Genomic DNA, 15,545 nt, shown 5'->3' on the forward strand with positions numbered 1-15,545 from the left:
AGCAAGTGAGCGTGACGGTCCGCGTTCCCGCCAAGGTCAACGTCCAGCTCGCGGTCGGCGCCGCCCGCCCCGACGGCTTCCACGACCTGGCCAACGTCTTCCTCGCCGTCTCCCTGTACGACGAGGTCACCGCGACCCCGGCCGCCGACGGACTCCGCGTCACCTGCGAGGGGCCCGACGCCGGCCAGGTCCCCCTGGACCGCACCAACCTCGCGGCGCGCGCGGCCGAGGCACTGGCCGCGCGGTACGGCCGCGCACCCGACGTCCACCTCCACATCGCCAAGGACATCCCCGTCGCCGGCGGCATGGCGGGCGGCAGCGCCGACGGCGCGGGAGCGCTGCTCGCCTGCGACGCCCTGTGGGGCACCGGCGCCTCTCGCGAGGAGCTGCTGGAGATCTGCGCCGGGCTGGGCAGCGACGTGCCGTTCAGCCTGGTCGGCGGGGCCGCGCTGGGCACCGGGCGGGGGGAGCGGCTGGCGGAGCTGGAGGTGGGGGGCGACTTCCACTGGGTGTTCGCGCTGGCCGCGCGGGGACTGTCGACGCCGGCCGTCTTCCGCGAGTTCGACCGGCTCGGTGAGGGCCTGGACCTTCCCGAGCCGGTCGCCGACCAGGCGGTGCTCGACGCCCTGGCCAAGGGCGACGCCGCCGCGCTCGCCGTCGCCGTCACCAACGACCTCCAGCCCGCCGCGCTCTCCCTCTTCCCCGAGCTGTCCGACACCCTCGCCGCGGGACGGGCGGCCGGAGCGCTGGCGGCCCTGGTCTCGGGCTCTGGGCCCACGACGGCCTTCCTCGCCACCGACGCCAGGTCCGCCTCCGACATCGCGGGGGTGCTGCGGGCCTCGGGGACCTGCCGGGACGTGCGTACGGCGGTGGGGGCGGCGGCGGGGGCCACCGTCCTGGACTGAGGCCCGCGGCGGCCGGACTACCCTGGAGGGTCGAGCGATCCCCCAGGCAGGAGAGAAATGGCCGTCAATCTGGTCAATGTCGAGAACGTCAGCAAGGTGTACGGCACCCGTGCACTCCTCGACGGCGTGTCCCTCGGCGTCTCCGAGGGCGACCGCATCGGTGTCGTCGGGCGCAACGGCGACGGCAAGACGACCATGATCCGGATGCTGGCCAGGCTGGAGGAGCCCGACACCGGGCGGGTCACCCACTCCGGCGGGCTGCGGCTCGGCGTGCTCACCCAGCACGACTCCCTCGACCCCGAGGCGACCGTCCGGCACGAGGTCATCGGCGACATGGCCGACCACGAGTGGGCGGGCAACGCCAAGGTCCGGGACGTGCTGACCGGGCTGTTCGGCGGGCTCGACATGCCGGGGTTCCCGCAGGGGCTCGACACCGTGATCGGTCCGCTCTCCGGTGGTGAGCGGCGCCGGATCGCGCTGGCCAAGCTGCTCATCGAGGAGCAGGATCTCGTCGTCCTCGACGAGCCCACCAACCACCTCGACGTCGAGGGCATCGCCTGGCTCGCGGGGCATCTTCGCGAGCGGCGCTCCGCACTCGTGTGCGTCACCCACGACCGGTGGTTCCTCGACCAGGTCTGCACCCGCATGTGGGACGTGCAGAAGGGCGACGTCTACGAGTACGAGGGCGGCTACTCCGACTACGTCTTCGCCCGCGTCGAGCGCGAGCGCATCGCCGCCACCGAGGAGACCAAGCGGCAGAACCTGGTCCGCAAGGAGCTGGCCTGGCTGCGGCGCGGCGCGCCCGCCCGCACCTCCAAGCCCCGCTTCCGTGTCGAGGCCGCCAACGAGCTGATCGCCGACGTGCCGCCGCCCCGGGACAGCAGCGAGCTGATGAAGTTCGCCTCCTCCCGGCTCGGCAAGACCGTCTTCGACCTGGAGGACGTCACCGTCCAGGCCGGTCCCAAGGTGCTGCTCAAGCACGTCACCTGGCAGCTCGGCCCCGGCGACCGCATCGGCCTGGTCGGTGTCAACGGCGCCGGCAAGACCTCCCTGCTGCGGGCCATGGCCGAGGCCGCCCGCAGCGAGGGCGAGCGGCAGCCGGCGGGCGGGCAGGTGAAGGTCGGCAGGACCGTCAAGCTGGCGTACCTGTCGCAGGAGGTCGCCGAACTCGACCCGAACTGGCGGGTGCTGGAGGCCGTACAGCGCGTCCGCGAGCGCGTCGACCTCGGCAAGGGCCGCGAGATGACCGCGGGGCAGCTGTGCGAGACCTTCGGCTTCGGCAAGGAGAAGCAGTGGACGCCGGTCGGCGACCTGTCCGGCGGTGAGCGGCGGCGGCTCCAGCTGCTGCGGCTCCTCATGGACGAGCCCAACGTCCTCTTCCTCGACGAGCCCACCAACGACCTCGACATCGAGACCCTGACCCAGCTGGAGGACGTCCTCGACGGCTGGCCCGGTTCGATGATCGTCATCTCCCACGACCGGTTCTTCGTCGAGCGCACCACCGACCGGGTCTTCGCCCTGCTCGGCGACGGCGCGCTGCGCATGCTGCCGCGCGGCATCGACGAGTACCTGGAGCGGCGCCGGCGCATGGAGGAGGCCGCCGCGTCGAGCGCCCCGGCCGTGGCGGCCAAGCCCGCCGCCGCCGTGCCCGAGAAGAGCGCCGCCGACGTGCGCGCCGCCAAGAAGGAACTCCAGAAGATCGAGCGGCAGCTGGACAAGGTCTCCGAGAAGGAGACCAAGCTGCACGCTCAAATCGCCGAGAACGCCACGGACTTCGCGAAGGTGGCCGAACTGGACGCCGAGCTGCGCGAGCTGACGGGGCAGCGCGACGAGCTGGAGCTGCGCTGGCTGGAACTGGCCGAGGACGCCTGAGCGACCGCGTGCGCCGGGCGCGCGGGGGATGTAAAGGGCGCGTGAAGGCGCGTAACAGAGGCATCACGGGCCGGTCCTCCCTTGGGAACAGGGGCGGACGCGGCCCGGTGGCCGGTTGGCGGCGGGTGATAGAAAGGCCGTCCGAGGACTGTCCCAAGGCGGTCCGAGGCTTGTGAACGATCGCCGTAGACGACTCCGGGGCCAGCGCGTGACCCGGGGCGTGGCTAAAAATCAGTGAGTAATAAGGGGGAACGCGCTGATGAGCCAGCCGCCGAATCAGCCGCCGCAGCCGGGTGGCTTCGGAGCACCGCAGGACCCGCCGCCGGGAGGTTTCGGGGCACCGACCCCGCCGCCGCCCCCGCAGGGGCCGCCGTCCGGCCCGCCGCCGCAGCAGCCGGGGTACGGGTATCCGCAGCAGCCCGGTCAGCCCGGTCAGCCCGCCCAGGCGGGGCCGTACGGCCAGCAGCCCGGACCGTACAACTCCGGCCCGTACGCCCAGCCGCAGCAGCCGGGGCCCTACGGCCAGCAGCCCGGCTACGGCTACCCGCAGCAGCAGTACCCCGGCGCTCCCGGCGCCCCCGGTATGCCGCCGCCCGGTGGCCCCGGGTCCCGCAACCCCTTCAAGGGCAAGCCCGCCCTCGCCGTCGGCGCGGCCGTCGCGGCCCTGCTCGTCATCGGCGGCAGCGTGTGGGCGGTCACCGCGAGCGGCGGTGACGACGAGAAGGACAAGAAGCCCGTCGTCGCCAAGACCGACGACCCCAAGCCCTCCGGCTCCAAGGGCGGTGCCCCGGTCGACCCCGGTGACGGCAGCGGCGACGGCGGCGAGGACCCCGAGGACCTCAACGAGGACCGCCAGGCCGGCGAGTCCAAGGTGCTCTGGTACAAGGAGGCGCCGGACGCCCCCGGCTCCGGCGCCGACGCCGACGGCATGTGGATCACCGGCAAGGCGGCGGTGAAGGCGGCGTACAAGCAGGTCTTCGCCTACAACGTCGGCGACGGCAAGCCCGCATGGGAGCCGATCGCGTTCCCGGAGAAGATCTGCGCGGTCACCCCGGACAAGACGGCCGACGACAAGATCGTCGTCGCCTACATGAGCGGTTCCAGCGACCGCGCCAAGTGCAACAAGCTCCAGGAGATCGACCTCGCCACCGGCCAGAAGGGCTGGTCCGAGGAGGTCGCCGACGGCGACCTGTTCGACTCCACGCTCTCCCTCGAACTCTCGCTCAGCGGCAACACCATGATGGTCGGCCGCTCCCAGTCGGGCACCGCCTACGACGTCAAGAGCGGCAAGAAGCTGTACGAGAAGAAGAAGTACGGCGACGCCTGCTTCCCCGCCGGGTTCGCGGGCAGCGCCAACAAGCTCGTCCAGGTCGCCTCGTGCGGCGCCGGCGGCAACAACGCGCACGACGAGCTCCAGGGCCTCGACCCGAAGACCGGCAAGGTCCTGTGGACCTACAAGTACGAGAAGGGCTGGCGGATCGCCCGCGCCTACTCCGTCGACCCGCTGGTCGTCTACGCCACCAACGAGGACAAGAAGGTCTGGAACATCTCCAGCTTCACCTCCGGCGGCAAGGTCCAGGAACAGGTCGGCGTCGACGAGGACTTCGCCCCCGAGTGCGGCTGGGCCATCCTCGAACGCGACCTCCAGGGCTGCACGGGCGTGGCCGTCGCCGCGGGCACGCTCTACCTGCCGACCGAGGCGACCAGCGGCGCCAACGAGATCGTCGCGATCAACCTCACCACCGGCAAGGAGAAGTGGCGCACCAAGTCCCCCGCGGACGAGTCGATGATGCCGCTGAAGATCGAGGGCGACCAGCTCATCGCGTACGTCCAGCCGTCCTACGACGCGGGCGGTCAGATCGTGTCCATCCCGACCGGGGGCAGCAGCCACCAGCCCGCCAAGCTGCTGCAGAACCCGCAGGGCGTCGCGGACATCGAGAACAGCTTCTACTCCAAGGACATCGACTGGGTCGACGGGCGGTTCTTCATCTCCAGCACCCGCCTGACCGGGAACGACGAGTCGAAGGAGAAGTTGATGCTCGCCTACGGCAAGTGACCTCTTCTTTCTCCGCCTTCTCCGTCTTCTCTTCTGCCGTCGTCTCTCGCGGCTCGTTCCGTCTCCGTCGTCTCCGCTCTCCGAGGTACTCACGTCATGACCCAGCCGCCTCCCCCGCCGCCCAACCAGCCCCCGCAGGGGGGCGGGTTCGGCCCGCCGCAGCACCAGCCGCCGCAGCACCAGCCGCCGCAGCCGCCGGCGCCGCAGACCCCGCCGCAGGCGCCCGCGGCTCCGGCCACCCCGCCGGCGGGGCCGCCGCCGCAGCAGCCGGGGTACGGGTATCCGCAGACGCCGCCGCAGCAGCAGCCCGGGTACGGGTATCCCGGTCAGCCCGGTCAGCCCGGTCAGCCCGGGGCGTATGGGCAGCCGACGCCGGCTTACGGGCAGCCCGGTCAGCCCGGTTACGGCTATCCGCAGCCGGCCACCATGCCCATGCAGCCGCAGGCCGCGGGCGGTGGCCGGAAGATCAACGCGCAGGTCGCGATCATCGTGTCCGCCGTCGTCGCGATCGCCCTGATCATCGGCGGCGGGGTCTGGTACGCCGGGTCCTCCGACGGCGGGGGCAAGGACGACACCGCCGGCTCCAGCGGCGGCACGGGCGGCGACGGCGGTACGGACCAGAAGGGCGGCGACGGCGGCAAGGCCTCCGGCGCCGAGGAGAAGGCGCCCTCCGACCCGGCCGCCAAGGTGCTCTTCCAGGTCCCGATGCCCGCGGTGACCAAGGAGGACGACAGCGTCGTCGTCTCCGGCTCGTGGCTCACCGACAAGGTGTACGCCAAGAGCGGCATCGCCGAGGTCAACGGGTACGACCCCGCCAAGGGCAGCAAGAAGTGGACGATCAAGCTGGACGGCCCCGTGTGCGCCGTCACCCGGCACGTCACCGACGACGACAAGACGGTGATCATCCACCAGCCCGCCATGCCGACCAAGGCCGAGCCCTCGCACGGCTGCACCCAGGTCGCGGTCCTCGACCTGGACGCCGGGAAGAAGGTGTGGACGAAGTCCGCCGGCGAGGGGCCGATCTCCTTCGACAACGTCACGATCAGCGGTGACACCGTCGCCGCGGGCAGCAGCGACGGCGGCGTCGCCTTCGACATCGCCAAGGGCGACATCCTCTGGTCGCCGAAGGCGGCCGACAGCTGCTACGACGCGGGCTACGGCGGCGGCGAGAAGCTGGTCGCGGTGCGCAAGTGCGGCTCGTACGACGCCCGCCAGCTGAACATCCAGACCATCGACCCGAAGAGCGGGAAGGTGATCACCGAGTACAAGATGGCCAAGGGCATCGAGTACGCGGGCGTCGTGTCGACGAACCCGCTGGTCGTGGCCGCCGACGTCGGTGACTCCGCCGGGGACGGGAGCGGCATCTCGGACTTCTTCTCCATCGACAACAAGACCGGCAAGCTGCTCACCCGCATCTCCGCGCCCGGCGACCAGTTCGCGGCCCGCTGCGACAGCATCACCAAGACCGAGAGCTGCAACGGGCTCGCGGCCGGCAACGGCAAGCTGTACATCGCGACCGAGGAGCACGAGAGCGGCGGCGAGTCGTACAGCCGGACCAACGAGGTCGTCGCCTTCGACCTGACCACCGGGAAGCAGACCGGTCAGCGCGCGGACTCGGGCGAGGAGTACACCATCACGCCGCTGCGCATGGACGGCGGCAACGTGATCGCCTACAAGCGCCCGCCGTACGACAAGGGCGGCCAGGTCGTGAGCATCGACGGAACGACGTTCAAGCAGACCACGCTGCTGGAGAACCCGGCGACGGAGGCGGTGCGGGACGTGGAGTCCAGCATGTCGCCGGACTACTCCGAGCTGATCTACTCGCAGGGGCGCCTGTTCATGTCGCAGGTGTACGCCAGCGAGCCGACGAGCGCGGACGAGAAGGAGTACCTGGCGATCGGGTTCGGCACCAGCGGGTGACGCCGTCGGTGTCCCCCGGGTGACCGTTCCGGCCCCGTCCCTGTCACAGGGGCGGGGCCGGCCGCATTGCCGGGGGGATTTCGGCACTCCGGGGCGGTTCTCACCGGTAGGGGCAGCGCGAGGGCTGGCTAGCGTGTAGCTTCCGGGGGACATGCCGGGGGGTATGCCGGGGACCGGTGCATGGGCGAATGGGTGAATGGGTGACTGGGGGGTTGCCGCATGGGAGTACGGCTCATGGTGGTCGACGATCACCGATTGCTCGCCGAGGCGCTGGCCTCGGCGCTGAAGCTGCGGGGGCACCGGGTGCTGGCCGCGGCGGCGCCGGCCGCGGGGGCGGCGGAGCTGGTGATCAGCCGGGCGCCGGAGGTGTGCCTGCTGGGGACGGCGACACCGGCGGAGCCGGGGAACTTCGATCCGGTGGTACGGATCAAGCGGGAGCGTCCGCAGGTGGCGGTGCTGGTGCTGGGCCCGGTGCCGAGCCCTCGCGGCATCGCGGCGGCGTTCGCGTCGGGGGCGTCGGGGTACGTCCGGCACGACGAGCGCATAGAGGGCGTCGAGCGGGCGATCATGAAGGCACGGGCGGGGGAGGCGGCGGTGGCGCCGGCCTTGTTGCAGGGTGCGTTCGGTGAGCTGCTGAATCCCGTGGCCCAGCCCGACGACGAGGGGCAGCGGCTGTTGCAGTTGCTCACGCCGCGGGAGGTGGAGGTGCTGGTGCGGGTCGCGGACGGCGAGGACACGCGGCTGATCGCGGCGGGGATGGGGATCGCTCCCTCGACTGCGCGCACGCATGTCCAGCGGGTGCTGATGAAGCTGGGCGTCGGGTCGCGGCTGGAGGCCGCGGCGCTGGCGGCGCGGACGGGGTTGCTGGACCGGGCGGGGGCCTCCGGCGGTTGAGCGGGGTGCCTGCGGCGGCCTGTGCGGGGTGGTGGGGGTGCGGGTAGCGCGGTTTGTCCGGTGGGTGGGTCGGGGGCGCGGGGGGGTGTCCGTCCTCGGAACGGCGCGGAATCGGTCGGCCGCAGAAGCGAACTCCGTTGACGCGCCAACCGCTGCGGGCGGACACCCCCCGACACGCCCCCTTCTCGCCGTACGCGGCTCTCCCCGCCCACGCCCCGCGTCCCGCGCATCGCCGTACGCGGCTCTCCCCGCCCACGCTCCGCGTCCGCTCATCGCCGTACGCGGCTCTCCCGCCGTCGCTGCGGGCAGCCGCCACGCCGCCGTCGCTGCGGGCAGTCGTGCCGCTGGGGCGGCACGGGTGGGCGCAGCGGCACCCCGTTACGCCGGGGCGCGCGACCCAACCCGCGCCCGCCCCGGGTGCCGGTAAGGCACCGGTGCACTGAGCGGCGTCAAAGGGGCCGGCTCACTCCTCCCGCGGTGGCGTCGGCGGCGCCGTGGGCCTCAGCTTCAGCCAGGCCAGGAAGAAGAGCCCCAGGACCAGCATCCCGATCCCGGTCCAGAGGTTGATGTTCACCCCCTGCGCCTTGTCGATGTCCTCGTCGGACGCCACGAAGCCCGCGATCGTCACGATGACGCCGTAGATCACGAACAGCCCGCCGATGATCCGCCGGATGTCGAACAGCCGCGCGGCGGTGACGGACTTGGTCTCCAGCTCGGAGACCTCGTCCTGGACGTTCTTGTCGGAGTAGGAATCAGACATGCTCTCTCAATCCTCCCGCGATCAGAACGAGAACGGGATGTAGCAGGCGGCGGCCAGGACGACCGCCCCCCAGCCCAGCAGCGCCGGCTTGCGGTACCACGCGTCGTCGCCCTTGGCGGGCGCCTCCGCCATGCCCGGGGAGGTGGTTCCGTACACCAGGCCCTGGAGGTCGGCGGTCGGCTTCGGCGCGGTGAACAGGGACACCGCGACCATGACCACCGCGCCGGCGACGAAGCCCGCGATCGCGGAGACGAAGTTGGCGCCCTGGTCGGAGGGGATGTCGATGATGCCCTGCTTGTAGATGACGAAGTAGTTCACCATCGCCGCGGTCGTGCCCGCGATCAGGCCCCAGAAGCCGGACTTCATCGACGCCCGCTTCCAGAACATGCCGATGATGAAGACCACGAACATCGGCACGTTGAAGAAGGAGAAGAGCGTTTGGAGGTAGCTCATGATGTTGGAGAAGGAGGAGGCCAGGAACGCCGTGCCGATGGAGGCGAGGACGCCGATCACCGTGATGAGGCGGCCGAAGCGGACGTAGTAGCCGTCCTCGCGGTCCTTCACCACGTACTTCTGCCAGATGTCGGTGGTGAAGACGGTGTTGAAGGAGGAGATGTTGGCCGCCATGCCGGCCATGAAGGCCGCCAGCAGGCCCGTCACCGCGATGCCGAGGACGCCGTTGGGCAGCAGTTGCTGCATCAGGTACGGGATCGCGTCGTTGTACTGGAGGTCCGAGCCGGGGGTTCCGATCTTCGGGACCAGGACCGCGGCGACCAGGCCCGGGATCATGACGACGAAGACGATGAAGATCTTCGGGAAGGCCGCGATCAGGGGCGTGCGCTGGGCCGCCGAGAGGTTCTTCGCCGACAGGGCGCGCTGGACCTCGGCGAAGTTCGTCGTCCAGTAGCCGAAGGAGAGGACGAAGCCGAGGCCCAGGACGATGGTCAGCCAGTTGGCGCCCAGCGGGTTCTCGCTGCCGATGCCCGTGCCGCCCCACGCCGTCATGAAGTCGGAGCCGTGGGACTTGGAGAGGGAGTCGGACAGGCCGTCCCAGCCGCCGACCTTCTTCAGGCCCAGGATGGTGATCGGGATGAGGCCCGCCAGGATCACGAAGAACTGGAGGACCTCGTTGTAGATGGCCGAGGACAGGCCGCCCAGGGTGATGTACGCCAGGACGAAGAAGCCGGCCACGACGATGGCCACCCACTCCGGCCAGCCGAGCAGTGCCTCGACGACGATCGCGAGGGCGTAGAGGTTGACGCCGGCGATCAGGATGGCGGCGATGGCGAACAGGGCCGAACTGAGGAGGTGGGAGGCCTTGTCGAAGCGCAGGAGGAGGAACTCCGGGACCGAGCGGACCTTCGAGCCGTAGTAGAACGGCATCATCACCAGGCCGAGGAAGACCATCGCCGGGATGGCGCCGATCCAGTACCAGTGGGTCGTGTAGACGCCGTACTGGGCGCTGTTGGCGGCCATGCCGAGGATCTCGGTGGCACCCAGGTTGGCGGCGACGAAGGCGAGTCCGGTGACCCAGGCGGGCAGGGAACGGCCGGACAGGAAGAAGTCCAGGCTGGTCCTGACCGAGCGGCGGGCGGCGAAGCCGATGCCCAGGACGACGACGAAGTAGATCCCGAGGATCGTGTAGTCGAGCCAGTTGGTGGGGAGTCGAAGCTCTGCGGCTAGATACGTGGAGCTTGTGGGGGTTTGCATTAAGCACTCGCTTCGTTCGCGAACTGATCCGGAGCGGAACCTACGCCTCCGCGTTCAGTAATTGAACACTTTTGGTGATGAACTTTGTTTGATTGTGATGTGCAGGGAGGTGGTGGGTTGTGATGTGTTATGTTTGATTGTGTTGGATGATTGACGGGCGTCCTGGTGACTCATGGGTGGGTGCAGAGGAGTGCGGCAGTGAAGAAGACCTCGACCCGGCTGGCCGACGGCCGTGAGCTGGTCTACTACGACCTGCGCGACGACACCGTGCGCGACGCCGTGGACCGCCGTCCGCTGGAGCGGACCGTCACCACGTCCGAGGTGCGACGCGACCCGCTGCTCGGCGACTCCGTCGCCGTCGCCTCGCACCGGCAGGGGCGCACCTACCATCCGCCGGCCGACCAGTGCCCGCTGTGCCCGTCGGACGGGGAACGGCTGAGCGAGATCCCGGACTCGGCCTATGACGTGGTGGTCTTCGAGAATCGCTTTCCCTCGCTGGCCGGTGACTCCGGGCGCTGCGAGGTCGTCTGCTTCACCTCCGACCACGACGCCTCCTTCGCCGACCTGAGCGAGGAGCAGGCCCGGCTGGTGCTCGACGCCTGGACGGACCGCACCTCCGAGCTGTCCCATCTGCCCTCCGTTGAACAGGTGTTCTGCTTCGAGAACCGGGGCGCCGAGATCGGGGTGACGCTGGGTCACCCGCACGGGCAGATCTACGCCTACCCGTTCACCACCCCCCGCACCGCCCTGATGCTCCGTTCACTCGCCGCCCACAAGGACGCGACGGGCGGGGGGAACCTGTTCGACTCCGTGCTGGAGGAGGAGCTGGCCGGTGAGCGGGTCGTCCTGGAGGGTGAACACTGGGCCGCCTTCGTGCCGTACGCGGCGCACTGGCCGTACGAGGTGCACCTCTACCCGAAGCGGCGGGTGCCCGATCTGCTCGGACTCGACGAGGCGGCTCGCACAGAATTCCCCAAGGTCTACCTGGAGCTGCTGAGGCGCTTCGACCGGATCTTCGGCGAGGGCGAGCCCCCGACCCCCTACATCGCGGCCTGGCACCAGGCGCCGTTCGGGCAGCTGGAGGAGTTCGAGGGTGTGACGCGCGACGACTTCGCGCTCCACCTGGAACTTTTCACTATCCGCCGTACGTCCGGCAAGCTGAAGTTCCTCGCGGGCTCCGAATCCGGCATGAACGTGTTCATCAACGACGTACCCCCGGAGCGCGCGGCCGAGCGACTGCGAGAGGTAGCGAGTTCATGAGCGGGAAGTACCTGGTGACAGGTGGTGCCGGATACGTCGGCAGCGTCGTCGCCCAGCACTTGGTGGAGGCGGGGCACGAGGTCGTCGTGCTCGACAATCTGTCGACCGGCTTCCGTGAGGGTGTGCCGGCGGGTGCCTCGTTCGTCGAGGGCGACATCCGGGACGCCGCCAAGTGGCTGGACGGCTCGTTCGACGGCGTGCTGCACTTCGCCGCCTTCTCCCAGGTCGGCGAGTCGGTCGTGAAGCCCGAGAAGTACTGGGACAACAACGTCGGTGGCACCATGGCGCTGCTGGAGGCCATGCGGGGCGCGGGTGTGCGGCGGCTCGTCTTCTCCTCCACGGCCGCCACGTACGGCGAGCCCGAGCAGGTTCCCATCGTCGAGTCCGCGCCGACGAGGCCCACCAATCCGTACGGCGCCTCGAAGCTCGCCGTCGACCACATGATCACCGGCGAGGCGGCGGCCCACGGGCTGGGCGCGGTCTCGCTGCGCTACTTCAACGTCGCGGGCGCGTACGGGGAGTACGGCGAGCGCCACGACCCCGAGTCGCATCTGATTCCGCTGGTCCTTCAAGTGGCGCAGGGCAGGCGGGAGGCCATCTCCGTCTACGGCGACGACTACCCGACGCCGGACGGCACCTGTGTGCGCGACTACATCCACGTCGCCGACCTGGCCGAGGCCCACCTGCTGGCCGTGGCGGCCGCCGCCCCGGGCGAGCACCTCATCTGCAACCTGGGCAACGGCAACGGCTTCTCCGTCCGCGAGGTCGTCGAGACCGTGCGGCGGGTGACGGGCCATCCGATCCCCGAGATCATGGCCCCGCGCCGGGGCGGCGACCCGGCGGTCCTGGTCGCGTCGGCCGGCACCGCCCGCGAGAAGCTGGGCTGGAACCCGTCCCGCGCGGACCTCGCGGGCATCGTGTCGGACGCGTGGGAGTTCGCGCAGCGGCGCGCGGGCCAGTAGTAACCGCAGTTACCGGAAGGGCGAGGGGTCAGGGCATGGGCGAGGCTGTCGCGGGAACCGTCGGCGAGCGGTTCCGGGAGCTGTACGGGGCGGAGCCGGAGGGGGTGTGGGCGGCGCCGGGCCGGGTGAACCTCATCGGGGAGCACACCGACTACAACGACGGCTTCGTCATGCCCTTCGCCCTGCCGCACCAGGCCGTCGCGGCCGTCTCCCGGCGCGACGACGGCATCCTGCGCCTGCACTCGGCCGACATCGACGCCGACCCGGTCGAGCTGCGCGTCGCCGACCTGATCCCCGGCTCGGACAAGTCCTGGACGGCGTACCCCTCGGGCGTCCTGTGGGCGCTGCGCGAGGCCGGACACGAGCTGACCGGCGCCGACGTCCACCTGGCCTCGACCGTCCCGTCCGGGGCGGGGCTCTCCTCCTCCGCGGCCCTGGAGGTCGTCCTCGCCCTGGCGATGAACGACCTGTACGCCCTCGGCCTGCGCGGCTGGCAGCTGGCCCGGCTGTGCCAGCGCGCGGAGAACGTCTACGTCGGCGCCCCCGTCGGCATCATGGACCAGACGGCGTCCGCCTGCTGCGAGGCGGGGCACGCCCTCTTCCTCGACACCCGCGACCTCTCCCAGCGGCAGATCCCCTTCGACCTCGCCGCCGAGGGGATGCGCCTGCTGGTCGTCGACACCCGGGTCAAGCACTCCCACAGCGAGGGCGAGTACGGCAAGCGCCGCGCGGGCTGCGAGAAGGGCGCCGCGCTGCTGGGCGTCGACGCGCTGCGCGACGTGCCGTACGCCGACCTGGACGCGGCGCTGGAGCGGCTGGGCGACGAGGAGGAGGTGCGCCGCCTGGTCCGGCACGTGGTGACCGAGGACGAGCGCGTCGAACGGGTGGTCGCGCTGCTGGAGTCCGGCGACACCCGGGCCATCGGCGCCGTCCTGGTCGAGGGCCACGCCTCGCTGCGCGACGACTTCCGCATCTCCTGCCCCGAGCTGGACCTGGTCGTCGACACGGCCCTGGCCTCCGGCGCCCTCGGCGCCCGGATGACCGGCGGCGGCTTCGGCGGCTCGGCGATCGTCCTGGTGGAGGCCGCCGGCGTGGACGCCGTCACCAAGGCGGTCGAGGACGCCTTCGCCGCGGCGGGCCTCAAGGCTCCGCGGGTGTTCGAGGCGGTGCCCTCGGCGGGGGCGCGGCGCCTGGTCTGACGGTCAGCCGAGCCGCTTCACCAGCGTGTACTCCGTGATCCCCGGCGGGTAGTCGGGGATCACGCACATGACGTCGTAGCCGCGTTTCGTGTAGAAGCCCGGGGCCTGGAAGTCCCAGGTCTCCACCCGGGCGGCGGCGCAGCCGCGTTCGGTGCGGGCGGTGCGCTCCGCCTCGTCGAGGAGGGCGGAGCCGAGGCCCGCGCCGCGGTGGCCGCCGTCCACCCACAGGTAGGTCACGTGGAGCCAGGTCGCCCAGGTGTGCCCGACCAGGCCGCCCGCCAGGCCCCCGGTGGCGTCCAGCACCCACACGTGCAACGGGAATTCGCGTTCGTGAGGGGTGCCGCGCAGGGAACGCAGGACGGAGGAGGCCGCTGTGTTCGTCTCCCGCAGGCGGGTGCGCAGCAGATCGCGCCGTTCCCTGTCGACTTCTGTCACAAGACGAAACATGCGGCTCACCATAAACGTGCCGCGGAGTCAGTTCTGCAAAGGGCCTTCCCCTCCCGGCCCCCGCCCGTACTCTGATGAGCAGCACCGGTGGGGGCCGGTGCCGTTCAGGGGGCGAAACAGCCGGGTTCGACGCCCGGGAACAGCACAGCTGGACGCGGGCCCCGGCGTCCACCCGTGCCGGTGCCGTCGTCCGAGGACGGACAGACGATGGGTATCCCCTGCTCCTGGCGGAGCTCGGGGGAGGGGGTTTCGTGGTTCGTATCCGAGTCCTGGTCGTCGACGACCATCGCATCTTCGCCGAGTCGCTCGCGGCCGCCCTGGCCGCCGAGCCCGACGTCGACGTCTCCGCGGCCGGCAGCGGTCCGGCCGCACTGCGCTGCCTGGAGCGGGCCGCGTCCGAGGGGCGGCGGTTCGACGTGCTGCTCGTCGACGCCGACCTGGGCGGCCACGTGCCCGGTGTCCGGCCCGCCGTGCCCGTGCGGGATGGCAACGAGGACGGGCTGGTGGACGGGATCTCGCTGGTCGCCGGGGTGCGTTCGGGCCAGCCGGGCGTACGGACCGTCGTGCTCGCCGAGAAGGACGACCCGCGGCGGGCGGCCCTCGCCCTGGGCGCCGGGGCCTCGGGGTGGGTGGCCAAGGACTGCTCCCTGTCGCGGCTGCTCAGCGTCATCCGGGGCGTCCTGCGCGACGAGACGCATCTGCCGCCCGCCCTGCTCACCGGCGTCCTGCGCGAGCTGACCGCCGCCCGCAAGCACCGCACCGAGAGCGAGCTGCTGGTGGAGTCGCTGACCCCGCGCGAGCGCGAGGTGCTGCGCTGCATGGTCGCCGGGCTGGGCCGCAAGGCGGTCGCGGAGCGGCTGTACCTGTCCCCGCACACGGTCCGCACCCACATGCAGAACGTCCTGGGCAAGCTGGGCGTGCACTCCACCCTGGCCGCCGTGGCGCTGGCCCGCAGGGCCGGGGTGGGGCCGGCGGACCTGGACGGGCCCTCAGCCGGGGATGTTGTCGAACGGGGCGGTCAGCTGGCGTAGCAGGGCCGCCAGTTCGGTGCGCTGGGCGCGGGAGAGTTCGCCCAGGATCGCGCGCTCCTGGGCCAGCAGGCCCGCCAGCGACTGGTCGGCGCGGTCCCGTCCCTCGTCCGTGAGCCGGACCAGGACGCCGCGCCGGTCGCTGGGGTCGGGCAGGCGCTCCACCAGGCCCTTCTTCGCCAGCCGGTCGATCCGGTTGGTCATCGTGCCCGACGTGACCAGGGTCTGGGTGAGGAGCTGCCCCGGTGAGAGCTGGTAGGGGGTGCCCGCGCGGCGCAGTGCCGTCAGTACGTCGAACTCCCACGGCTCGAGATTGTGTTCGGAGAAGGCCAGCCGGCGTGCGCGGTCCAGGTGCCGGGCCAGCCTGCTGACGCGGCTCAGCACCTCGAGCGGTTCCACGTCGAGGTCCGGGCGCTCCCGGCGCCATGCTGCGACCAGCCGATCGACCTCGTCCTCCATGACGATCAGTGTAGTGGTTGTGTCGATGTGAAGTCTCTTGATGTCGACTCTCTCGATAACGACTGTCTTTGTG

General features: G+C 71.0%; 13 protein-coding genes. 9 read left to right on the forward strand and 4 right to left on the reverse strand.

All coding sequences use genetic code 11. The features are described 5' to 3' along the window. Positions 1-5: 5 nt before the first annotated feature. From R2E43_RS22440 to R2E43_RS22460, 5 genes are all read left to right on the forward strand, one after another. Positions 6-905: a 4-(cytidine 5'-diphospho)-2-C-methyl-D-erythritol kinase gene (locus tag R2E43_RS22440; RefSeq protein ID WP_011028794.1), complete on the forward strand. Its 900-nt coding sequence runs from the start codon at positions 6-8 to the stop codon at positions 903-905. 57 nt (positions 906-962) lie between these two features. Beyond that, positions 963-2,777 (forward strand): ABC-F family ATP-binding cassette domain-containing protein, encoded by a 1,815-nt coding sequence (locus R2E43_RS22445; protein ID WP_332056511.1) that lies wholly within the window; start codon positions 963-965, stop codon positions 2,775-2,777. Positions 2,778-3,036: 259 nt separating this feature from the next. Further along, positions 3,037-4,833, forward strand: a complete 1,797-nt coding sequence (locus tag R2E43_RS22450; protein WP_332056512.1) for an outer membrane protein assembly factor BamB family protein — start codon at positions 3,037-3,039, stop codon at positions 4,831-4,833. A 96-nt stretch (positions 4,834-4,929) separates the two neighbouring features. Next, positions 4,930-6,753, forward strand: coding sequence for an outer membrane protein assembly factor BamB family protein (locus R2E43_RS22455; RefSeq protein WP_319120938.1), 1,824 nt, complete (start codon positions 4,930-4,932; stop codon positions 6,751-6,753). A gap of 219 nt (positions 6,754-6,972) precedes the next feature. Next, positions 6,973-7,647, forward strand: a complete 675-nt coding sequence (locus R2E43_RS22460) for a helix-turn-helix transcriptional regulator (RefSeq protein WP_011028791.1) — start codon at positions 6,973-6,975, stop codon at positions 7,645-7,647. A gap of 463 nt (positions 7,648-8,110) precedes the next feature. Here R2E43_RS22460 and R2E43_RS22465 read toward each other — a convergent pair whose 3' ends face one another. Next, positions 8,111-8,407 carry a hypothetical protein gene (locus R2E43_RS22465; RefSeq protein ID WP_003975673.1) on the reverse strand — a complete coding sequence of 99 codons (297 nt, stop codon included), beginning with the start codon at positions 8,405-8,407 and terminating at the stop codon, positions 8,111-8,113. A gap of 21 nt (positions 8,408-8,428) precedes the next feature. Beyond that, positions 8,429-10,117 carry a sodium:solute symporter family protein gene (locus R2E43_RS22470; RefSeq protein ID WP_003975674.1) on the reverse strand — a complete coding sequence of 563 codons (1,689 nt, stop codon included), beginning with the start codon at positions 10,115-10,117 and terminating at the stop codon, positions 8,429-8,431. Between the two features lie 198 nt (positions 10,118-10,315). Between R2E43_RS22470 and galT the strand changes: the two genes are divergently transcribed. The 3 genes from galT to galK are packed head-to-tail and all read left to right on the forward strand — an operon-like array spanning position 10,316 to position 13,538. Next, positions 10,316-11,377: a galactose-1-phosphate uridylyltransferase gene (gene galT, locus R2E43_RS22475; protein ID WP_011028787.1), complete on the forward strand. Its 1,062-nt coding sequence runs from the start codon at positions 10,316-10,318 to the stop codon at positions 11,375-11,377. Then, positions 11,374-12,339 carry a UDP-glucose 4-epimerase GalE gene (gene galE / locus R2E43_RS22480; RefSeq protein WP_003975676.1) on the forward strand — a complete coding sequence of 322 codons (966 nt, stop codon included), beginning with the start codon at positions 11,374-11,376 and terminating at the stop codon, positions 12,337-12,339. Before galT ends, galE begins: the two co-directional genes overlap by 4 nt. Positions 12,340-12,374: 35 nt before the next feature. Continuing rightward, positions 12,375-13,538, forward strand: a complete 1,164-nt coding sequence (gene galK / locus R2E43_RS22485; RefSeq protein ID WP_030870501.1) for a galactokinase — start codon at positions 12,375-12,377, stop codon at positions 13,536-13,538. A gap of 3 nt (positions 13,539-13,541) precedes the next feature. On the opposite strand, the gene R2E43_RS22490 is transcribed toward galK, so the two are convergent. Next, entirely contained in the window at positions 13,542-13,997 is a 456-nt protein-coding gene (locus tag R2E43_RS22490; RefSeq protein WP_003975678.1) for a GNAT family N-acetyltransferase, read from the reverse strand. Positions 13,998-14,236: 239 nt separating this feature from the next. On the opposite strand from R2E43_RS22490, the gene R2E43_RS22495 reads away from it, so the two are divergent. Further along, entirely contained in the window at positions 14,237-15,016 is a 780-nt protein-coding gene (locus R2E43_RS22495; RefSeq protein ID WP_016326434.1) for a response regulator transcription factor, read from the forward strand. Here the strand turns inward: R2E43_RS22495 and tamR are convergent. Then, positions 14,975-15,472: a MarR family transcriptional regulator TamR gene (tamR, locus tag R2E43_RS22500; RefSeq protein WP_003975680.1), complete on the reverse strand. Its 498-nt coding sequence runs from the start codon at positions 15,470-15,472 to the stop codon at positions 14,975-14,977. The two genes, R2E43_RS22495 and tamR, sit on opposite strands and share 42 nt — an antisense overlap. Positions 15,473-15,545: the final 73 nt, after the last annotated feature.

The organism is Streptomyces violaceoruber, assembly GCF_033406955.1.
Lineage (GTDB): Bacteria > Actinomycetota > Actinomycetes > Streptomycetales > Streptomycetaceae > Streptomyces > Streptomyces violaceoruber.